This is a genomic window from Stenotrophomonas rhizophila (assembly GCF_003651185.1).
GTDB classification, from domain to species: Bacteria; Pseudomonadota; Gammaproteobacteria; order Xanthomonadales; family Xanthomonadaceae; genus Stenotrophomonas; species Stenotrophomonas maltophilia_Z.
Genome location: NZ_RCDC01000005.1, coordinates 1 through 21,287, shown reverse-complemented (window position 1 = coordinate 21,287; position 21,287 = coordinate 1). Strand labels below are relative to the sequence as shown.

Annotated in this window: 17 protein-coding genes; 7 read left to right on the top strand and 10 right to left on the bottom strand. The window is 67.5% G+C overall.

From position 1 onward, the window contains the following. Positions 1-58: 58 nt before the first annotated feature. Positions 59-2,152 (bottom strand): M13 family metallopeptidase, encoded by a 2,094-nt coding sequence (locus BCL79_RS11715; RefSeq protein ID WP_121041377.1) that lies wholly within the window; start codon positions 2,150-2,152, stop codon positions 59-61. Positions 2,153-2,326: 174 nt separating this feature from the next. Here BCL79_RS11715 and BCL79_RS20095 point away from each other — a divergent pair, with 174 nt between their 5' ends. Beyond that, positions 2,327-2,749 (top strand): hypothetical protein, encoded by a 423-nt coding sequence (locus BCL79_RS20095; RefSeq protein WP_147433893.1) that lies wholly within the window; start codon positions 2,327-2,329, stop codon positions 2,747-2,749. 95 nt (positions 2,750-2,844) lie between these two features. Here BCL79_RS20095 and gpmA read toward each other — a convergent pair whose 3' ends face one another. Beyond that, positions 2,845-3,594, bottom strand: a complete 750-nt coding sequence (gpmA, locus tag BCL79_RS11710; RefSeq protein ID WP_038689579.1) for a 2,3-diphosphoglycerate-dependent phosphoglycerate mutase — start codon at positions 3,592-3,594, stop codon at positions 2,845-2,847. A gap of 87 nt (positions 3,595-3,681) precedes the next feature. Then, the gene (locus tag BCL79_RS11705; protein WP_121041375.1) at positions 3,682-4,698 is read right to left on the bottom strand and encodes a cation diffusion facilitator family transporter; all 1,017 of its coding nucleotides are present in this window, start codon (positions 4,696-4,698) and stop codon (positions 3,682-3,684) included. A gap of 143 nt (positions 4,699-4,841) precedes the next feature. Between BCL79_RS11705 and BCL79_RS11700 the strand changes: the two genes are divergently transcribed. Next, on the top strand, positions 4,842-6,266 hold the full coding sequence (locus BCL79_RS11700; protein WP_121041373.1) for a diguanylate cyclase: 1,425 nt from the start codon (positions 4,842-4,844) through the stop codon (positions 6,264-6,266). A 131-nt stretch (positions 6,267-6,397) separates the two neighbouring features. After that, positions 6,398-7,531, top strand: a complete 1,134-nt coding sequence (locus tag BCL79_RS11695) for a metallophosphoesterase (protein ID WP_121041371.1) — start codon at positions 6,398-6,400, stop codon at positions 7,529-7,531. Between the two features lie 33 nt (positions 7,532-7,564). On the opposite strand, the gene BCL79_RS11690 is transcribed toward BCL79_RS11695, so the two are convergent. The 4 genes from BCL79_RS11690 to BCL79_RS11675 all read right to left on the bottom strand — a co-directional run bounded on the left by BCL79_RS11690 (position 7,565) and on the right by BCL79_RS11675 (position 13,257). Then, positions 7,565-7,840, bottom strand: coding sequence for a hypothetical protein (locus tag BCL79_RS11690; protein WP_121041369.1), 276 nt, complete (start codon positions 7,838-7,840; stop codon positions 7,565-7,567). A 69-nt stretch (positions 7,841-7,909) separates the two neighbouring features. Continuing rightward, positions 7,910-10,603, bottom strand: coding sequence for a protein kinase domain-containing protein (locus BCL79_RS11685; protein WP_183073769.1), 2,694 nt, complete (start codon positions 10,601-10,603; stop codon positions 7,910-7,912). After that, positions 10,600-11,202 (bottom strand): ECF-type sigma factor, encoded by a 603-nt coding sequence (locus tag BCL79_RS11680; RefSeq protein WP_121041365.1) that lies wholly within the window; start codon positions 11,200-11,202, stop codon positions 10,600-10,602. The genes BCL79_RS11685 and BCL79_RS11680 overlap by 4 nt, the downstream gene beginning before the upstream one ends. 81 nt (positions 11,203-11,283) lie before the next feature. Further along, positions 11,284-13,257 (bottom strand): oleate hydratase, encoded by a 1,974-nt coding sequence (locus BCL79_RS11675; RefSeq protein WP_121041363.1) that lies wholly within the window; start codon positions 13,255-13,257, stop codon positions 11,284-11,286. A gap of 219 nt (positions 13,258-13,476) precedes the next feature. On the opposite strand from BCL79_RS11675, the gene BCL79_RS11670 reads away from it, so the two are divergent. From BCL79_RS11670 to BCL79_RS11660, 3 genes are all read left to right on the top strand, one after another. Next, entirely contained in the window at positions 13,477-13,863 is a 387-nt protein-coding gene (locus BCL79_RS11670; RefSeq protein ID WP_121041361.1) for a BlaI/MecI/CopY family transcriptional regulator, read from the top strand. Continuing rightward, on the top strand, positions 13,860-15,359 hold the full coding sequence (locus tag BCL79_RS11665; RefSeq protein WP_121041359.1) for a M23/M56 family metallopeptidase: 1,500 nt from the start codon (positions 13,860-13,862) through the stop codon (positions 15,357-15,359). Before BCL79_RS11670 ends, BCL79_RS11665 begins: the two co-directional genes overlap by 4 nt. 114 nt (positions 15,360-15,473) lie before the next feature. Next, positions 15,474-17,648, top strand: a complete 2,175-nt coding sequence (locus tag BCL79_RS11660; protein WP_121041357.1) for a TonB-dependent receptor plug domain-containing protein — start codon at positions 15,474-15,476, stop codon at positions 17,646-17,648. Here the strand turns inward: BCL79_RS11660 and BCL79_RS11655 are convergent, their stop codons facing one another. Continuing rightward, a complete protein-coding gene (locus BCL79_RS11655; RefSeq protein WP_121041355.1) occupies positions 17,649-18,782 on the bottom strand; it encodes a fatty acid desaturase family protein in 1,134 nt (377 codons plus the stop codon). A 2-nt stretch (positions 18,783-18,784) separates the two neighbouring features. Beyond that, positions 18,785-19,858 carry a ferredoxin reductase gene (locus tag BCL79_RS11650; RefSeq protein ID WP_121041353.1) on the bottom strand — a complete coding sequence of 358 codons (1,074 nt, stop codon included), beginning with the start codon at positions 19,856-19,858 and terminating at the stop codon, positions 18,785-18,787. 93 nt (positions 19,859-19,951) lie between these two features. Here BCL79_RS11650 and fabR point away from each other — a divergent pair, with 93 nt between their 5' ends. After that, the gene (gene fabR, locus BCL79_RS11645; protein ID WP_026069985.1) at positions 19,952-20,614 is read left to right on the top strand and encodes an HTH-type transcriptional repressor FabR; all 663 of its coding nucleotides are present in this window, start codon (positions 19,952-19,954) and stop codon (positions 20,612-20,614) included. A gap of 100 nt (positions 20,615-20,714) precedes the next feature. Here the strand turns inward: fabR and BCL79_RS11640 are convergent, their stop codons facing one another. Further along, the gene (locus BCL79_RS11640) at positions 20,715-21,077 is read right to left on the bottom strand and encodes a glycine zipper 2TM domain-containing protein (protein WP_102789149.1); all 363 of its coding nucleotides are present in this window, start codon (positions 21,075-21,077) and stop codon (positions 20,715-20,717) included. Between the last annotated feature and the right edge of the window lie 210 nt (positions 21,078-21,287).

Below are 21,287 nucleotides of genomic sequence, written 5' to 3'. Positions count from 1 at the left end.
GCTGGAAAAGAAAAACCCGGCGTCCGCCGGGTTTTTCATGTCACTCAACCGCGTGCGATCACCAGATCACAACGCGCTTGTCGTCGGCCCGCACCATCGCATCGCCGGCCTTGCACTCGAACGCCTGCGCGTACGCGGGCATGTTCGAGGGCGCGCCATTGGCACGGAAGTTGGCCGGAGCGTGCGGATCGGTGTTCAGGCGCACGCGCAGCTCGCCTTCGTTGAAGTTGCGGCGCCACACGGTGGCCCAGTTCATGAAGAAGCGCTGGTCCTGCGTGTGGCCGTCCACCGCTACGTTGGCCTTCGGGTCTTCCTTCAGCGCCATCTGCAGCGCGTCGTAGGCCACGGTCAGGCCACCGAGGTCGCCGATGTTCTCGCCCAGGGTCAGCTTGCCCTTCACGTTCACGCCCGGCAGCGACTCATAGCCGTCGAACTGCGCGACCAGCTGGTCGGTCCGCTGGGTGAAGGCCGCACGGTCGCTGTCGGTCCACCAGTTGTCGAAGTTGCCGTTGGCGGCGAACTGGCTGCCCGAGTCGTCATAGCCGTGCATCATTTCGTGGCCGATGACCGCGCCGATGCCGCCGTAGTTCAGCGCCGGATCGGCCTTGGCGTCGAAGAACGGCGCTTGCAGGATCGCCGCCGGGAAGACGATCTCGTTCTTGGTGGCGTTGTAGTAGGCGTTGACGGTCTGCGGGGTCATGCCCCACTCGGTCTTGTCGACCGGCTTGCCGATCTTGTTGAGCATGAAGCGGTAGTTGAACGTGCGCGCGGCCTGCATGTTGCCCAGGTAGCTGTCGCCGTTGGTTTCCAGGCCCGACCAGTCACGCCACTTGTCCGGGTAGCCGATCTTCGGGGTGAAGCTGGCCCACTTCTCCAGTGCCTTCTTGCGGGTGTCTTCGCTCATCCACTCCAGCTTCTCCAGGCGCGCCTTCAGCGCCACCGAGAGGTTCTCCACCAGGTGCTGCATCTGCACCTTGGAGTCGGCCGGGAACACGGCGTCGACATACATCTGGCCCAGGCCTTCACCGATGGCGCCGTTGACCGACTCCAGCACGCGCTTCCAGCGCGGCTGCATTTCCTTCTGGCCACGCAGGGTGGTGCTGTAGAAATCGAAGTTGGCCTTTTCGAAGGCGCTGCTCAGGTACGGCGAAGCGTCATCGATGGTGTGGAAGCGCAGGTAGGCCTGCCAGGTGGCGGCCGGCACGTCGGCCAGCATCTTGTCCACTTCGCCGAAGAAGCCCGGCTGGGCCATCGAGAACTTCTGCGCGGCCGGCACCTTCAGGGTATCGAACAGGGCCGTCCAGCTGAAGTTCGGGGTCAGCTTGTCCGCATCAGCAGCGCTGACCGGGTTGTAACGCTTGGCCGGGTCACGCATTTCGATGCGCGACATCGAGGCCTGGGCCAGACGCGTTTCGAACTCCATCACGGCCTTGGCCTGGGTCTTGGCCTGCTCGGCATCGACGCCGGACAGGGTCAGCACCTGGGCGATGTAGGCAACGTACGCGTCGCGGATCTTGGCCTGCGAATCGTCGAAGTAGTAGCCCTTCTCCGGCAGGCCGAGGCCGCCCTGGCCGACATAGGCGATGACGTTGGCCGAATCTTTGTAATCGGCATTGGCGAACAGCGAGAACAGCACGCCCTGGCCCACCGCCTGGCTGTCGCGCAGGTACTGGGTGATCGCGGCGGTGTCGTTCAGCGCGGCGATCTTGTCCAGCTGCGGCTGCAGCGGGGTGATGCCAGCCGCCTCGATCTTGGCTTCATCCGAGCCGGTCTTCCAGATATCGCCGATCTTGGCTTCCACCGTGCCGGCCTTGGCCTGGCTGGCGGCGGCCTGCTGGACCAGCGCGTGCTGCACTTCCAGCGAGCGCTCGCGCAGGATTTCGAAGCTGCCCCAGGTGGTCTGGTCGTTCGGGACCGGGTTGGCCTTGAGCCACTTGCTGTTCACGAACCCGTTGAGGTCGGTACAGGCGGCGATGGCGGTGTCCAGATCGGCAGTGTTGAGCGAGATCAGCGCGGTCTTGATCTGCGACTGATCAAACGCCGGCGTGGCATCGGCGGTGGCGGCAGGCGCGGTATCGGTCTTGCCGCAGGAGGCCAGCGACACGGCGATGGCGGCGGTCAGGCCCAGCGGGACCAGCTTGGAAAACTTCATTCGACTCTCCGGCTACAGATGGATGCATCACCCGGACCACGGGCAATCGGGCAGCGTAGCGCGGGAGGGGCCGGTGCGGACCGGCCAAAGGTCACACACCGGCAGCGACGAGACGCCTTGCTCGTAGAGCAGCAGGAGCTCTATGGTGAGAAATCGTGAAAAATGTGAGGTGCAATGAATAAATACAGGCTTGTAAAACAAGAGAATGAGTGGGGATGCGGCGTCGCTTGCGTGGCTTCTCTTCTTGGAATTGAGTACGACGCAGCCCTCAAACGGCTTGAGCACCATAAGGACGGGAAACTGGACGAAGCGCCGCTTGGACTAGATGTTCATGAAATCATCTGGTCCCTTGCAGACCACGATCTCTGGTACATCGCAGATTGGCGTAGACCTGCGCAGTTCCCAGTAGGATCGATCGTCTGCATCCGAGGCGAAGCGCCCTACCAATCTGATCACTATTTGCTGATGACGCCCCAAGGCTGGATGGACCCATGGCACAACACCAGCAAGAACGTCTCCGCAATCAAAGCTGATTATCGGGATGCCCTCCCCATTGGCACAGAGTTTATTGTTGCACTGATGCCACGAGAACCGTGAAGCCCCACCGGAACACAGGGAGCGAACCTGTGGTGGAGTGCCCGATATCAAAGGGCGAACAAAACGAAAGGCCGGCATTTGCCGGCCTTTCGCTCTTACTTCGCTTTACCCTGGTTCGCCACGGCCTCGGCGGCCTTGCGTGCCGCTTCCGGGTCGCCCAGGTAGCGGAACGACTGCACCGTCAGGTCGTCGTTGAGTTCGAACAGCAGCGGGATGCCGGTCGGGATGTTGAGCTCCAGGATCGCTTCCTGCGAAACATTGTTGAGGTACTTGTACAGCGCGCGCAGCGAATTGCCGTGCGCGGTGACCAGTACGGTCTTGCCGTCCTTGAGCTGGGGGGCGATCGCATCGAACCAGTACGGCAACACGCGGTCCAGCGTGGTGGCCAGCGATTCGGTGCCCGGCAGCGCGTTGCGGTCCAGGCCGGCATAGCGGCGGTCGTGGATCGGGTGGCCCGGGTCCTCGATGTCCATCGCCGGCGGCGGGATGTCGTAGGAACGGCGCCAGATCTTGACCTGGTCCTCGCCGTGCTTGGCGGCGGTCTCGGCCTTGTCCAGGCCCTGCAGGCCGCCGTAATGGCGCTCGTTCAAGCGCCAGCTCTTGCTGACCGGCAGCCAGTCCTGGTCCAGCTCGGCCAGGGCACCCTGCAGGGTGTGGATGGCGCGCTTGAGCACCGAGGTATGCGCGACATCGAACTGCAGCCCTTCTTCACGCATCAGGCGGCCGGCGGCGGCAGCCTCGCGGCGGCCCTGTTCGGTCAGTTCCACGTCCACCCAGCCGGTGAAGCGGTTGTCCAGGTTCCACTGGCTCTGGCCGTGGCGCAACAGTACGAGTTTCCGGGTCACTGCAGTATCTCCGACAGATGGCAAGGCAGACCCGCATTGTAGCGGCAACCCTGCCCTGCCCGTCCGCCGTGGGGCCGCCGGTAGACCTCAGGGATGCGGATGCCCGTGATGGCCCTGCGCGTCCGGTGCAGCGCGGTGGCTGTCGTGGCTGTCGTGCGCATGGGACGCGTGGTCGTGCCCCGCATGGTCATCGGCGTGCCGGTCGCGGGGGCTGCCGACGCTGCAGGGATCGCCGCAGTGGTCGGCCTCGATCTGCAGGGTCACATGGTCGATGCCGTACTGCTCGTGCAACCGGGTGCCCAGCTCGCGACGTAGGCGGTCCGCATTCACACCGGTGCCCATCACCACGTGCGCGGTCAGTGCCGGGGTGCTGGACGCCAGCGCCCAGACGTGCAGGTCGTGCACGTCCACCACGCCATCGTGGGCACACAGGGTGCCGCGTACCGCCGCGACATCCATGCCCTTGGGCACGCCTTCCAGCAGCACGTTGATCGCCTCGCGCATCAACACCCAGGTGCGCGGCAGTACCCACAGGCCGATCAGCACGGCCAGGATCGGATCGATCGGCTTCCAGCCGGTCCAGCGGATCAGCAACGCGCCGAGGATCACCGCGACCGAGCCGAGCATGTCCGCCCAGACTTCCAGGTACGCGCCTTTGACGTTGAGGCTCTCGCCGCTGCCGGCGCGCAGCAGGCGCATCGAGATGAGATTGATCACCAGCCCGAACACCGCGATCACCAGCATGCCGGTGGAGGCGATCTCCTGCGGCGCGCGGAAGCGCTGCACCGCCTCCCACAGAATGTAGCCGGCGACCACGAACAGCATGCCGCCGTTGATCATCGCGCCGATGGCTTCCAGCCGCGCATAGCCGTAGGTGCGCTTGGCATCGGGCGGGCGCCGGCTGAGCCGGACCGCGACCAGCGCGACCATCAGCGCGAGCGTATCGGTGGCCATGTGCGCGGCATCGGACAACAGTGCCAGGCTGTTGGTCCAGAACGCGCCGGCCACCTCCACCAGCAGGAAGGTGGTGGTCAGCCCCAGCGCCCACCACAGCGGTTTTTCGTGGCGGATCTCGCTGGGCAGATGGTCGTGGTCGTGACCCATGAAAGCTCTCCTGGACAATGCCGGCAGGGTAAGCAGCGCCTCGCGCGGAGACTATTACACTTACCGCAGCGTTCAGTTTGCAACTCAATAACACCAGCGCCCGGCCGCTACCTCTCGACGGCCTGTGTGGCGGGAAGACAATCGTGCATAACGTTCCAAATCTTGATGAGGCCAGCCAACCGCTGGCGCTGGCCTGGGCACAGACACTGGCGCAGACGCCGGCCGCTGCGGCGACACTGCTGGCGAGCCTGTCGGCGGAGAGCCCGCCCGGGCTGGCCCACCACTTCTACGACGTGCTGCTCGAAGACCCGCGCGCGAGCCGGTTCCTCTCGCACGACCAGGTGCGGCTGCGCCTGAAACCGGCGATGCAGCGGTGGCTGCAGCAGATCCTTACCGCCACGCCGGACAGCATCAACGCGCTGGTCGCCGCACAGCGCGTGATCGGTGACGTGCATGCCCGTGTGGGCATTCCGGTGGATCTGGTGGCCCGCGGCGCGCGTGTACTCAAGCATCGCCTGTTCGACCGCATCATCGCGCAGGCTGACGACAGTGCGACCGCGTTCGCGGCGATCCACTGCCTCAGCGCCTCGATGGATATAGCCCTGGAAGGCATGACGCTGGCCTACACGCATGCACGCGAGCGCTCTTCACGGACCGATGCGGCGTATCGCCTGTTCTCGCTGGTGCAGAACGTCAGCACCGAGCGCGAACGGCAACGCGCCCTGCTGCTGGACTGGGAGAACGCGCTGCTCTACGCGATGGCCAGCCAGAATGCCGAGGCCGAGCTCACCGGGCTGGCGCAATCGGAGTTCGGCCTGTGGTTCACCCACAAGGGCATTCCGAGTTTCGGCGAGAGCAGCGAGACCGGCCAGGTCGGTGCACTGGTCGCCGCGGTCGATACGCAGTTGCAGGAAGCGCTTGCGCATGCCGATTTCGCGGCGCGCTTCGGGGCATTGCAGGGTATCCGCGAGCGGCTGGCGCAGATCCGCACATTGATGGGCATGTTGTTCGAACGGATCGGCGAGCTCGATGCGGGCAGCGATGCACTGACCAACCTGCTCAACCGTCGCTTCCTGCCGACCGTGCTGCGCCGGGAAATCGAACTGGCCAATTCCACGCAGACGCCGTTCTCGGTGCTGCTGCTGGATCTGGACCATTTCAAGGCGATCAACGATGCGCACGGCCATGACGGCGGCGACCGCGCCCTGCAGCACGTGGCCGCCCTGCTCGGCCAGCTTACCCGCGGCAGCGACTACCTGTTCCGTTATGGCGGTGAGGAATTCGTGGTGGTGCTGGTGGCCGCCACCGCCGCCCAGGCCGAGGTGATCGCCGAGAACCTGCGCAAGCACATCGCGCAGAGCCCGGTGCAACTGGCCAGTGGCCAGAGCCTGTCGCTGACCACCAGCATCGGCGTGGCCGCGCATGATGGTCATCCCGACTACGAGCGGCTGATGGCGCGCGCCGATGCGGCGATGTACCAGGCCAAGAAGCGGGGCCGGGACCGGGTAGTGCTGGCCAGCGATGACCTGCCCGATGCCCCCGGGCGAAAGGCGCTGCAGCGCGGGTGACCCTGTGTGGCCGACGGCAGCGCCGGCCCATCCGCCCGTTGCGGCATGCATGGCTGACCAATGGCGCATGCCCGGCGCACTCCGTGCGGCGTAGCATCGCGGCATTGCCGTCCGCCACAGGAATTCCCCCGATGTCGATCCTCCGCGCCCTGACCCGCCCTGGCCTGTTGCTGCTCCAGTCAGCGCTGCTGATGACGCCGCTGCTGGCCACGGCACGCGAGGTGGCGGCGCCGGCCGAGCACGTGGATGCCGATGGACCGTACGTATTTCGTACCGCCAAGGGGCTGGAAGCGGCCTGGGTGTGCAAGGACCACGTGATCCGCCGCGAGCTGCCGGCACGCGGCGAGGCCACCGAGGTCGCCCCCGAGTGCGGCTATCCGCACCCCCTGACCGTGCTGCCGCCGCGCACGGCGGAGATCGCCAGATTCCCGGCCACGCCGCGGATCGTCGCGCTGTCGGACATCCACGGCCAGTACGGCCTGCTCGTGACGCTGCTGCGCGCCCACCACGTGATCGACAGCGAAGACCGCTGGTTGCTGGGCGACGCCACGCTGGTGGTGGCCGGCGATGTATTCGACCGCGGCCCGCAGGTCACCGAAGCATTCTGGCTGCTGTACCGCCTGCAGCAGCAGGCCGCGGCAGCCGGTGGTGCGGTGCACTTCGTGCTCGGCAATCACGAGACGATGGTGCTCTACAACGACCTGCGCTACGTCAACCCGAAGTACCTCAAGACCGCGCAGCTGCTCGGCCGTTCCTACCCCGCGCTGTACGGTCCGGATTCGACGATCGGCCAGTGGCTGCGCACCCGTCCGGTGCTGCTGCGCATCGGGGACACCCTGTTCCTGCACGGCGGCATCGCACCGGAAAACCTGGACCTGGTGCGCAACATGGATACCACCAACGCCGGCTACCAGGCCGCAGTCGGGCTGCCCAAGGCGCAGGTCAAGGCTGCACCGGACACTGCCCGGCTGTTCGATGGCAAGACCAGCCCGATCTGGTACCGCGGCTACTTCGATGGCCGCATGGATACCGCCCAGGTCGAGACGCTGCTCAAACAGCTCGACCTCGCCCGCATCGTGGTCGGCCACACCTCGATGCCGCATGTCAGCAGCTTCCATGGCGACCGCATCATCGCCATCGACAGCAGCATCAAGAACGGTGAGAACGGCGAGCTGCTGTTCATCGAGAACGGCGCGCTCAGCCGCGGCCTGCTGGATGGCTCGCGGGTACCGCTGGCCGAAGGCCGGCTCGGCGAAAGCGACTGACCCGGCCGTTCTGGCCGGTCAGTCCGCCGCAGCTCACCGTGGCGTGTAGATGCGCGAGACCATCCAGCCGCCGTGACTGCGGAAGCGGCCGCTGTCGCCGGTCAAGGCGAAACGCACTGCAATGACCGCGGCGCGCCCGCGGGAGCAATGCCAGTCGCGCGCGTTGCGATAGGCCTTGCGGAAGGCACGGAACGGGCCGCGTGCCTGCGTGGCGTCCCGTTCGGCGTCAGCCGGGTTCAGGGCATCGGTGGAGGCTGTTGGCGGATGCGCTGCAGCGCGGGTGGCGTCCGGATGGAGAGGGTTTGACATGGTGTCCCTTCGATCAACGAGGCCCGGAATCGGCCTCCTGATCGATAAACCGTGAAGACCATCACAAAACTATCGCCCCCCGGACAGACCCGCTTCGTGATCCGCCATGCGCTGTTCCAACCCATTGATACGACTCAAGAATTCCGACGTCGGCGCCAGCTCCTTCAGGTGCGGCCGGGCCCGCGCGATCTGGGCGCGGGCGCCAGCCCCATCGCCGTTGGCGAACATTGCCTCGGCCAGCGGGATACGCCACTTGGCGGTGGCCGTGGAATCGGCCCCGTAGAACCCAGCGAATGTGTCCACCAACTGGGCTGACAGCGGCACTGCCGCGGGATCGTCACGGCGCTGGGCAAGCAGTGCCTGCTGCATCTGCAGGCGCAGCCCCAGCCACGGGGGCAGGCTCGGATGGGCCTGGCCGAACGCGGCGAGGGCCCGGGCGGCCTCGGCATGCTGTCCGGCCCGGGTCAGCCATTCAATCTCGACCAGGCGCAGCACCAGCAGCTGCGGCGACTCGGGCGGGAGTTCGCGCCGCCACAGGGCGGCCACCTGCTGCAGCGGTGCCTGCGCCTCGGCCGTGCGGTCGGTCCGCAGCAGCAACCGCGCCAGCACCATGTCCACGTCGAGTGTGTCGGCGTGCTCGGGCCCGAGCAGCGCCCGATAGCGCGCCAGCGCAGCGCGGTAGTTCTGTTCGGCCTGCACGTAGTCGCCGCGGGCTTCCTCCATCAGGCCGTGGGCATACTGTTTGACCGCGTAGGCGCGGCTGTCCACGCCATCCACCGCGGCGCTGGTCTGCAGGCTGTTGCGGAAGTGCTGGTCGGCCGCCTGGTAGCGGCCAAGATCGAGATACTGTCCGGCCAGCGCGGCTTCGGCCGCGGCGGTGTAGCTGCTGCCTGCGCCGAACATCTGCCGGGTCAGCGCGAAGCCGCGCTCGGCCAGCGCCAGCGCTTCATCGATACGGCCCTGGTTGAGCAGCGTCGAGGACAGCGCGCGCAGGACCCGCTGGTACTCGGCCCCCTGCACACCCTGCTCGCGCGATGCCTCGGCCAAACCCTCGCGCAGGATCGCTTCGGCCTTGTCCAGCTCACCCTGGCTCCGGTACAGATCGCCGAGGTTGGCCATCGCCGCCAGGCCGCCGCGCTGAAGCGGCGCACCGTTTCCACACCGGCTCAATGCCAGCGCGGAGCGGAAGGATTGTTCTGCCGCCGCCGGCTGCTCCAGCTGCGCCTGGGCCAGGCCCCGGGCGTTCAAGGCCTTCACCCGCACCGCCGGGGCATCATCCTGCTCGAGCAGGCCCAACGCGTCCTCTGCACTGCCCAGCGCCTCCTTCTCACGCCCAGCGCTGAGCAGCTGCACCGCCAGGCTGGCGCGGGCGTCGGCGATCTCATGCGGCGCGGCGCGCGTGTGCACCAGCCCCGCCACGCTGTCCCGCAGCAGGGCCTGCGCATCCTGCGGTTGGCCAAGGTTCTGGTAGGCGCGCCCCAATGCAGCCTGCATCCGCGCGCGCAGCGCGGGCGACACGGTGCGGTCCTGCTCGAGCCGGCGTGCGCCCAGATCGAGCACCTCACGCGCGGTCATCGGCGTGCCGTGGCGCAGCCCGGGATCGGCCGCATCGAAGGCGGCCACCAGCACGTCGGCGATGCCGGCGGCAGCCACCGCATTCTGCTCGGCCTGCCGACGCGCCTCGCTCAAGCGCAGCACGAAGGCCAGCACCATCACCGCCACCAGCGTGACGATCACACTGGCGCGCCATTGCCGCCGCAGCAGCAGGCGCGCACGATGCCAGCGGCTGGGCCGACGCGCACGCACCGGGCGGCGTGCCAGATACCGTTCAATATCCTCGGCCAGTGCGTCGGCAGAAGCATAACGTTCGGCCGGATCCGCAGCAGCGGCCTTGGTCGCGACCGCCAGCAGGTCGGGGGGCACGCCGCGCGCCGGCGGCGGCGTGGCCTGCAGCAGTGCCTCCAGCATCACGCCCAGACTGTAGACATCGCCCACCACACTGGCCGGGCGCCCTGCCAGGCGCTCGGGACTGGCATAGGCCGGGGTGAGGAAGGCCGCGGCATCGTTGGCGTCACCGAGCAGATGCGCGATGCCGAAATCCAGCAGGACCGGCTGGCCGTCGGGGCGTACCAGTACGTTGCCTGGCTTGAGGTCGCAGTGCACCACGGATTGGGAATGTGCGGCCTGTACCGCGCCGCAGATCTGCACGAACAGGCGCAGGCGTGCGGCCAGATCCAGCGCCAGGGTGCGACAGGCGTCGTCCAGCGGTTCACCCTGCACGTATTCCATCACCAGGTAGGGCTGGCCGCCCTCGGCCACGCCCACGTCATACAGCCGGGCGATATGGGGGTGCTGCAGGTCGGCCAGGATCTGGCTTTCACTGGCCAGCCGCGTGGCCAGTACCGGGTCGTAGGCGCGGCGGATCAGCTTGATCGCCACCTCGCGCCGGTACAGCGCATCGGCACGTTCGGCCAGCAACACCACCCCCATGCCGCCGACGGCCAGCAACCGGCTCAGGCGCCACGGGCCAAGCCGTTGCCCGACCAGCGTGGCCGGATCATCCATCGCGGCCATCACGGCGGCAAGTGCATGCTCGACCCGTCCCAGGTCGGCGGTCTGCGCGCGCAGCAGTTGCAGCGTTTCGTCGATCGCGGCCGGGTCATCGCACAGCTCACCCAGCACCGGGCGCCAGCGCGCCTCGGGGAGGTCGCAGACCGCGTCGAACAGCCCGCGCACCGTCCGCCAGCGGTCTGGGCCGGTCATGCGCGCGTGGCCGGCCCGGCCAGGTGCCGGTTCAACCACGCCTTGGCAAACCGCAGATCGCGATCGACCGTGGGCACCGACACATCCAGCGCCTGGGCGATCTCTTCGCGGCTCATTCCCCCGAAGTACATCCATTCCACCGTGCGTGCGGCGCGCTCATCCAAGGTGGCCAGTTGCTCCAGCGCGCGGTTCAGGGCCAACACTTCGAAGGCATCGTGATCGGGGCTGGCTTCCTGGTCGGCATACGACAGGGTCAGGTTGATCGCACCTCCGCCCCGCTTGGAAGCGGTCATCGCGCGTGCGTGATCCACCAGCACGCTGCGCATCTTCAGTGCCGCCAACGATAGGAAATGCACGCGATCGCGGTAGCCGATCTCCCCACCGATCATCCGCATCAGCGCCTCATGCACGAGCACGGTCGGCTGCAGCACGCCATCCCGGGCAGTGCCCAGCCGCGCCACGGCCATGCCACGCAGCTGCGCATACAGCAGCGCGAGCAGTTGATCGCGGGCGGCGATGTCCTGCTGCTCGCTCCAGCGGCGCAGCAGGCGGGTGACATCCTGGCGCTCGGCCGCTGGAGGTGTCGCGTCAAAAGACATGTGGGGCGGGTCCGTGCATCTCAGCAGGCGATCAGCCTGCAGTATCGCCGATCCCCATCCGCATGGGGCGGCGGTGCCGGGCTACGTCCCGCGCTTGGCCAGGTTCTCGCGCAGCGTTTCCAGCCGCGTGGAGAGATCCTTCAACGCGCTGCCGCCCTTGCCGACCAGCCAGGACACCTCCTCTTCCATGAAGCCGGTACGGCTGTGCTCGGTGTCCGGCAGCGGCGGCAGGATGTGCGCGAAGTAGGTCTTGTCGAGCACCCGCCGCAGCAGTCGCTCGCCCGGGAAGGGTGCGTTGTTGTTGAGCGCACGCGCCGCCTTGATCAGGTTGCGGATGTCGTACTGGGTCGGGCTCAGGTCCGGCACCTGCTTGGGCAGGTCCAGCAGCGTATACACCGCCACGCGGGCGGTGCGCACCGAACTTTCCATGGTGAACACCACATCGTTGTGGGTCTCCACGAACTGCCCCAGCAGGCCCAGGTTGGTGCAGCCCCTGGGCACGACGTGCGGGCGGTCGCCGGCCGCGCGTGGCATGAACTGCGCCGTGATGTACGGCATCAGCGCGGTGCGCACCTTGGTGTTGGCGGCGATCTCATCCAGCTGATCGACGATGCCCAGGTGGTAGCTCAGCTCGGCCAGGATCTCGCGGCCGGTACAGGCTGGCATCGGCTTGGCCACGTGGTTGCCGTTCTGGTCCATCAGCAGCGCATACACCCACACCACCAGCACATCCTTGGGCTGGTCGAGGAAGTGCGGCTGGCGGTTGACGGTGAAGCTCAGCACCCAGGCGGAGTCGGTGAAGGTGATCACGCCGCCGGTCACGGTCCTGCCCGAATACGGGTCGTTGACCGAGAGTTCCTTGATCTTGTCCACCAGTGGCGAGGGGCGGCAGGTCAGCGTGGCCGACTCCCACATCGAGCGGTCGATGTCACCGTGGAATTTCTCCGGTTTGCCGAAGATCGGCGACTGTGCGGCGAGGTTGCGCCACAGTGCCCAGTCACTGTCCTGCCCCGGTGTTTCGCGCGGACGCTGCAGTACCGGCACCGTGTCCATGTCGCCATAGGCGGTGCCCTCGGTCATCGAGCCGGTCAGCGCGAACACCAGGTCGCCCTCGGCCACCGGCAGCAGCGTATCGTTGCCCGCCACACGGCAGCGCAAGCCGGTGACGGTGCGGGTATCGCCTGCCACGCGCATGTCCAGATCGTACACGCGGGTACCGAAGGTGACCTGCACCCCCTGCTCGCGCAGCATCTTCACCAGCGGTTTGACGAAACTCTCGTACTGGTTGTATTTCGGGAACACCAGCGCGGACATGTCGTTCAAGCCGTCGATGGCGTCCAGGAAGCGGTGCATGTACAGCTTCATTTCCAGCAGGCTCTGCCAGTTCTCGAAGGCGAACATCGAACGCCAGAAGAACCAGAAATTACTCTGCAGGAAGCCCTCGCTGAAGTAGTCCTCGATGGTCACATCGTCGAGGTCTTCCTTGCGCTTGAGCAGCAGCTTGACCAGTTCCCACTGCTGCGGCTTGCTCAGCCCGAACGTGGAGAAGTCCTGGATCTTCCCCTGCTGGTGCATCAGCCGGGCCTTGGAGTAGTTCGGGTCGTTGTCGTTCACCACCCGGTACTCGTCCAGCACGCTGTAGCCGGCAGGCAGTTCCAGCGCCGGCACGTCCTGGAACATGTCCCAGAAATTGTCGTAGTTCCAGTTCATCTCGCGGCCGCCGCGAACCAGGTAGCCCTGCTCGGGGTCGCCGGCCCCATCGAGCGAACCGCCTTCGATGTCCAGGCTGTCGATCAGGGTGATGTTCGCCGCCGGCATGCCGCCATCGCGGATCAGATAGAACGCCGCGGCCAGGCCGGCAATACCGGTGCCGATGATCCACGCCTTGCGGTTTGCCACGCCGGCCGGTGCGACCGGGCGATTACGCATGTAGGCGCCCATCATGTCCGGCGGCGGCAGTGTGTTCTCGGGCCGGTTGGACCAGTAGGCCCCCGTGGCATCGGGTTCTTTATCGATCACCGGTGCCCGGTGCACGCCCTGTTGCTCGACAGCCATATCACCACTCCTTTTTTGACGGACCCACAGGAGGCACCGGTGGCCCGGTGCCTGGCAGCACGGATTCCTTACCGCACGGCCCCCTCCTGGCACCGCGCTGCACATTCGGATGGTACGCACCCCACCTGTGACGGCATTGATCCGCATCAATGACACCGCTGTTGCATCCAGTGCGACACATGTCGCACACTTGCGACACCTCGCCACATCGGGATTGCCATGTCTGTGCCGCCTACCCCTTCCAATGCCGAACTGGAACTGCTCAAAGCGCTGTGGCGCCAAGGCGCCTGCAGTGCGCGCGAAGTCCACAACGGCGCCGCCGCGGCGCTGGACTGGTCCTACTCGTCCACCCGCAAGACGCTCGAACGCATGGTCGACAAAGGGCTGGTGGAAGAAACCGTCGAGCACGGGCTGAACATGTACCGCGCCAAGGTCGGCAAGGTGGCCACACTGGCCGCACTCAGCACGGACTTCGCGCGCCGGGTGCTCGAGATCGATGGCGCATTGCCGGCGCAGGCCTTCGCCGACAGCCGCCTGCTCAGCGAACAGGAACTGCAGCAGCTCGATGCGCTGCTGCGTGCCCCCGCCAAGGACGATCCGGCATGAGTGTCCTGACGCTGGGCTTCTGGGGCGCGCATGCCGTTGGCGCCCTGGCGGGCGGCTGGGTGGCGTGGTCTGCCGGGCAACGTGTCCACCGCCGTCTGGGTCTCTCCCACGCCGCGTATGGCTATTGGATGGGGGTGTGGTTGCTGGCGGTGATGCCGGTCCTGCTGTCGGTGTGTGTGGCGCTGTGGGCCCCCGCACCGCTCGTCTCGTTGCCCCCGGCACTGATGCTGCCGCTGCCTGCCGCGCTGGACCTCGGGGCTGCCGGTGCGGCGGAAGGGGGCCTGGTGAGCTCCCCGTGGGCGGGGCCGGCCACCAGCACGTGGCTGGCCGCGCTGTATGTCACCGGCCTGGGTATCGCATTGCTGCGCGTGCTGGTCGGCACGTGGGCGACCGGCCGGCTGTGCCGGGCGACCCTGCCGATCGCACCGGGGGCCTGGCCGGGCCCGCGCAGCCGTGCGTCGGCGCAGCGACTGCGGTCGGCCGGCATCGTCTGCCGGGTCAGCGCGCTGCCGGTGAGTCCGTTCGCGGTGCGCTGGCCGCGGCCGTTGATCGTGCTGCCCCTCTCGGCCGTGGAGCAGCTGGACGATCGCGCCCTCAGCCTGATCCTGGGCCATGAGGCGGCGCACCTGACGCGCCGCGATCCGCAGCGCGCCGGCCTGATGGCGATACTCAACGCCCTGCTGTGGTTCAACCCGTTCCTGCGCCGCCTCACCGCGCGCGTGCAGCTGGCGGCCGAGCTGCGATGTGATGCGCAGGCCCTCGCGGGGGATGCACATGGCGGGCGTGACTTCGCCACGGCGTATGTGCGCACGTTGCGCCTTTCCGCAGCGGCCCACGCGCCCACCACCGCCCTGACCCACCGCGATCTGGCCGGGCATGAAATCCGCATCCGGCACATGCTGCATGGCGATGCTGCGCGGCCGCTGTCGGGATCGGGACGCGCGCTCCTGCTGGGCAGCGCATTGCTGATCGGCGCCTTGTTGGTGGTCATGCAGGCCAGTGCAGCGCGTCCCTTGCCAGGCACCGCCGTCAGTAGCACGCCAAAAGAGGTCTCGGCGACGGAGGCCGCACTGCCGCTGCCGCCGTTGAGCGATACCCCCATCGAGGTGCAGTTCCAGTCACCGCTGGCCACACCGAGGATCACCGGACATTTCGGCGATACCGGCAGCATCCGGCAGCGACCGCATCGCGGCACCGATTTCGGCGCCCGCCCGGGCACGCCGGTCCTCGCGCCGGCGGACGGCCGCATCGTGGCGGCAACCACCGCCTACCCGGACGGTCCGCAGTACGGCACGGTGGTGGTCATCGACCACGGTCAGGGCTGGCAGACCTTGTACGCGCACCTGCAGGGCGCCGATGTGGTGGTCGGCCAGCAGGTGCACGCCGGCGAGCAGATCGCGCGGGTCGGCAGCACCGGGCGCGTGACCGGACCGCACCTGCATCTGGAGATGCTCCGCCACGGTGAGCGCGTCGATCCGCAGGCGCACCTGCCATGACCGGCTGACCCGCTCCACATCCCAGCCCCACTGCTGCATTTCGTTTTCCTGGCCACAGGAGGGGCGCGTGTTGCCCGGCGAAATGTCCACGCCACCTTTCTGCACGGACTGCCCATGTCATCCACGTTCCGCATCGTCCTCGCCTTGTCTCCGCTGTGCGCCGCGTTCTCCAGCGCTGCGCAGTCGCTGCCCGCACCGTCATCAGCACCGCCCCCCACCGAGCTGGAGGCCGTGCAGGTGCAAGGACCGGCGTACGACCCGCGCCGCGATGACACGGCCACCCGGATCGTGTTCGGCACGGACACGTTGCGCCAGTTTGGTGATATCGGCCTGGTCGATGCGCTCAAGCGCCTGCCCGGCATCACCGTGGGCACCGGCGCGCCCGGTCGCAGCGGTGCGGTGTCACTGCGCGGCCTCGGCGCGGGCTATACCCAGATCCTGCTCAACGGCCAGAAGGCACCGGCCGGGTTCGATCTGGATTCGCTCACGCCGGAGATGGTCGAACGCGTGGAGATCCTCCGCGCACCGACGGCCGACCAGCGCGCCGAGGCCATTGCCGGCTCGATCAACATCGTCCTGGCCGCCGGCGCGCGCAAAGATACCGAACAGCTGTCGCTGGCCTGGGGCCGCAGCAACGGCCAGAACACGCCGTCGGTCAGCTGGCAGCGCAACCGGCGCGCCGGCCACCGCAGCAGTTCGGTCACCGCCACCGCATCGCGCCGCGAGTTCCTGGTCGAGGAAACCGGCACCGAACGTGTGTGGGATCGGCAGGGAACCCCCATCGCGCTGCGCGACACCACCCTGCGTGCGGGCGGGAACCGCGATGTGCTCTCGCTCGCACCCAGCCTGGAAACCACTCTGGAGAACGGCGACATCCTTGCCCTGCAGGGCGTCGCCGATGCCAGCCGCTTCAACCGCACCACCGCTATCGACTGGACCACCCCACTGGGCGAGCCGCTGCGGCGCGCCCGCTACCAGCAGCGCACCCGTATCGAGGTCGCGCAGGCCACCGGCAGTGCCACCTGGACCCGCACCTTCGAGCAGGGCAGCGCGTTCACCACCAAACTGCGTCTGGGCGGCAACCGCGAGCGTTACATCTATCGCGAACAGGGCTACGCGCAGCAAGGGCAGCAGAACCTGGAGGACCACACCGATGCACGATTGACCGTGCGCGAGCTCAACAGCACCGGCAAATACACGCTTCCCGGCCGCGGGCGGCATGCGCTGCAGCTCGGCTGGGAGGCCAGCGAGGATCGTCGCGACGAGGCGCGGGCACAGCACCTGCTGCCGGTCGGCGACGACGCTGGCTGGATCAGCGATCTGGCGTTCGACGCACGCATCCGGCGGCTGGCCGTGTACGCCCAGGACGACCTCACCCTCAGCGAGCGCTGGTCGCTGTATGCCGGCGCACGCTGGGAGCAGATCGAGACGCGCAGTGACGGCAGCGGTTTCAGCGGCATCCATCGGCGTGACCAGGTGCTGTCGCCGGTGCTGCAGTCGCTCTGGAAGATTCCCGGCACCCGGCGCGATCAGCTGCGCGTTGCACTCACCCGTACCTATCGCTCGCCCACCCTGGCCGCGCTCATCCCCCGCCCGTACACCTCCACCAACAACCGCCCGCTCAACCCTGACGAACGTGGCAACCCGGCCCTGCGTCCGGAGTTGGCGACCGGGGTGGACCTGTCCTACGAAACCGCCGGCAAGGGGGGCGCGCAGCTCAGCGTCGGCGGTTACGTGCGTCGGATCAGCGATGTGATCCGCACCGAGACGCACCTGCAGGAGGGGCGCTGGGTTGCGTCACCGGTGAACGGTGGCTCCGCGACGACCTGGGGAGTAGAGCTGGATACCGCGTTGCGGCTTCCGCAGCTGATCACGGGCGCGCCGGATGTGTCGGTCCGCTTCAATGCAACCGCCAACGATTCGCGTGTGGAGGATGTCCCCGGCCCGGACAACCGGCTGGATGAACAAGTGCGTTTCAGCGGCACCCTGGGCGCGGACTACCCGCTCCGCACCGGCTGGACGGTGGGCGGCAGTTATACCTACCGCACCGGCGGCACCGTGCAGGTCAGCCCCGGCCAGTTCGAGATCAGCGCGTATGGGCGCGAGCTGGATCTGTATTCGCTGTGGTCGATCGGCGCCCGCAGCAAACTGCGGCTGAGCATCAACAACGCGCTCCACCGGACGTTGCGCACCGGGCAGCGGCGGATCAGCGAGGACGGCATCGAGCAGCTGCAGCGGCAACGCAACGCATCACCGCTGCTGCGCCTGCAGCTTGAACTCCCGCTGTGATCAGCCCGGCTGGCGGCTGGCCTCGCCCACCGCCGGCAGCGCACGCACGCGGCCGGGCTTGCTCGGGAACGCATGGCGGACGATGCGCCACATCACCTGGCCGAACTGCCGCGGCAACGAGCCGGTGTTGTAGTGCTGGCCGTAGCGCGCGCAGATCTCCTTCACCTCGACCGCGATCGCGGCATAGCGGTTGGCCGGGATATCCGGATAGAAGTGGTGCTCGATCTGGTGGCTGAGGTTGCCGGACATGACGTTCATCAGCTTGCCACCGGTCAGGTTGGATGAGCCGCGCAGCTGGCGCAGATACCAATGGCCACGGGTCTCATCACGCACGCATTCCTTCGGGAAGGTTTCGGCCTCGGCGGTGAAGTGGCCGCAGAAGATGATCACGTAGGTCCACACGTTGCGGATCAGGTTGGCCGCCACATTGCCCAGCAGCACCGGCAGGAAGAACGGACCGGCCAGTGCCGGGAACAGCAGGTAGTCCTTGAACATCTGCTTGCCCATCTTGCGGCCGACCGGGCGGAACTGCCTGCCCAGTTGCTTGAGCGTCATCTTGCCGGCAAACACGCGGCCCAGGCGCAGGTCCTGGATCGCGATGCCCCATTCGAACAGCAGCGCGAACACCACCGCGACCACCGGCTGCATCAGGTAGAACGGGCGCCAGCGCTGCTCGGGGAAAATGCGCAGCAGGCCGTAGCCGATATCGTCGTCCAGCCCGCGCACGTTGGTGTAGGTGTGGTGGCGGAAGTTGTGGGTCTTGCGCCAGGCGTCGGCGGTGCCGACGATGTCCCACTCATAGGTGCTGCCCTGCAGCTGCGGATCGCCCATCCAGTCGTACTGGCCATGGATGACGTTGTGCGCCAGCTCCATGTTTTCCAGGATCTTGGACAGCGCCAGCATCACCACGCCGGCGATCCACGCCGGGATCAGCACGCTGTGCACGAAGGCACCGAGGAACAGCAACGCGCGGCCGGCCACGCCGGTCCAGCGTACGGCGGCCACGACGCGGCGGATGTAACGCGCATCGCGCGCACCGAGCGTGGCCAGCTGGCGCGCGCGCAGTGCATCGAGTTCAGCGCCGAAGGCCTGCAGTTCGGCCGGGGAGAGCGCGCGGTTGTGCACGGAAGACATGGTCACAGCTCCAGGATCAGGTCGGTGCTGGCGCTGTTCACGCACAGCTTTACTTGCGTGGCCGGTTCGGCCGCATGCTCGCCGGTCAGGGTGTGGCGGGTGACGCCGGACACCTTGCCGCAGACACAGGTATTGCAGATGCCCATGCGGCAGCCGCTGGCCGGGCGCAGCCCTTCGGCTTCCAGCGCCTGCAGCAGCGAAGTGCCGCGTGGCAGGGCAAGCGTGCGGCCGCTGCGGCGCAGTTCGACCTGCACCGTGCCCTCTTCGGCATCCGGCAGCACCGGCGGCGTGAACGCCTCGGACTGCAGCGACGCGACCTGGCCGTGCAGGCGCGCCTGCGCTGCATCGACGAAGCCACCCGGGCCGCACACCAGGGTGCGGGCGGTGCTCAGATCGCCCAGCGCCGCGAAGGCGAATGCATCCACGCGCGACGCCGGTGCGGTCGGGTCGCGGGTCAGCGCGATGTGCAGCGTGAACGAGGGATGGCGCGCCGCCAGCGCGGCCAGCTCGTCGGCGAAACACACTTCCTCACGCCGGCGTGCCCAGTACACCAGGTCCACCTGGCCCGGCATGCCGACAGCATCGAGCTGGCGCAGCAGCGCGCGCATCGGGGTGATGCCGCTGCCAGCGGCCAGCAGCAACAGCCGCTCGCCGGAGGCCTGCGGCAAGGTCATGTCACCGAACGCCTGGCCCAGCTCAAAGACGTCACCGATCGCCGCGGCATGGGCCAGATGCTGGCTGACGGCACCGCCGGCGATGGCCTTGACGGTGATCGCCAAGCGGCCGTCGGCCAGCACGGTCGGGCTGTAACTGCGCGACAGGCGGCGGCCATCGACTTCGACGCCGAGGGTGACGTGCTGGCCCGGCAGCAGGCCACGGAAATGGCGGTTGGGCGTGAGCACCAGGGTGACCGCATCCGCGCTCTCGGCGGTGCGCGACAGCAGCCGGGCCAGGGGGCGGCGCAGCGTCCACAGCGGGTGCAGACGGGTGCCCCAGAAGTCGAACAGCGCTTCGGGGACCCAGCGGCGGGGGCTGGCGACGTGACGGCGGGCGGAAATGCGCGGGACGGTGCTCATGCTGCGCACTATACGGCCGAGCATACGACTGTGTATACAGTTGTATATGGCCGGGACGGGCTATGATTCAGGGACTTGACCGCGCTGCCCCTGATGACCTCCCCAGACCTGCCCCTGCCCGCCTCCGACGACGCCCATCCCGCGCGCAAAGCCTCGATCTCACGTGAGGATCTGCTGGCCGCGGCATTGGCCCTGATCGGCCCGCACCGCAGCGTCTCCACGCTGAGCCTGCGCGAGGTCGCGCGTGAAGCCGGGATCGCCCCGAACTCGTTCTACCGGCAGTTCCGCGACATGGACGAGCTGACCGTGGCCCTGATCGACCTGGCCGGGCGCTCGCTGCGCACCATCATCGGCGAGGCGCGCCAGCGCGCCGCCTCCTCCGACCGCAGCGTGATCCGCCTCTCGGTGGAGACCTTCATGGAGCAGCTGCGCGCCGACGACCGCCTGCTCCATGTCCTGCTGCGCGAAGGCACCGCCGGCTCGGACGCGTTCAAGCATGCGGTGGATCGCGAACTGAATTACTTCGAAGACGAACTGCGGGTCGACCTGATCCGCCTAGCGGCCGCCGACGGCGCGCGCCTGCACGAACCGGCGTTGGCCTCCAAGGCGATTACCCGGCTGGTGTTCGCGATGGGCGCCACTGCAGTGGATCTGCCACCGGAGAAGGATCCGGAACTGATCGAGCAGCTGACCCAGATGCTGCGGATGATCATCACCGGGGCGCGCACGTTGGCGGGCAGTCCGCCGCTGCGCTGATCCGGCCATCCGGCCGCGCACAAAAAAATGACGACCCACCGGGCCGTCATTTCGTGATCCTGTTGCCCACATCAACGGCAACGCAGTGTGCGGCGCTTGATCAGCGGTACTGACGCTCGCAGCGACGCTCAACCACGCGATCACCGTTTTTGGACTGCTGGTTGCCCTGGATCTGGCGACCTGCGGCGCCACCGGCCACCGCACCGGCGACCGTGGCCAGCTTCTTGCCGTTGCCGCCGCCGACCTGGTTGCCGAGCAGCCCCCCGACCACGGCGCCGGTCGCGGTGCCGGTGATGCGGTTGGGGTCCTTGGAATTACGCTGGACCTCGACGTTGTGGCACACCACCTTGCTGCCGTCGTTGAAGCGGCGTCCCTCGTCCTTGGGGCCATAGGTCTGGGCGCCGGCGACGGCCGATACGGCGAGCAGACTGCCCAGGCACAACACGCGGAAGCTCGTCTTCATGGTCGATCCCTGTTTATGGAACATGGCCCGAGTGTCTGCCTGCCGGCGGCAAGCCCGAGTGAAGTTGCGTCCACGCCACGTCAACGCCAGCGGCGGCGTTCAGGCCGCAGCCATGCAACCGCCAGCGCTTACAGCCGCTCGCGGATCGTCTGCCGCAACGCCTCCAGATCCTTGGCGAACGCATCGATACCGCTCGCCAGCTTCTCCGTC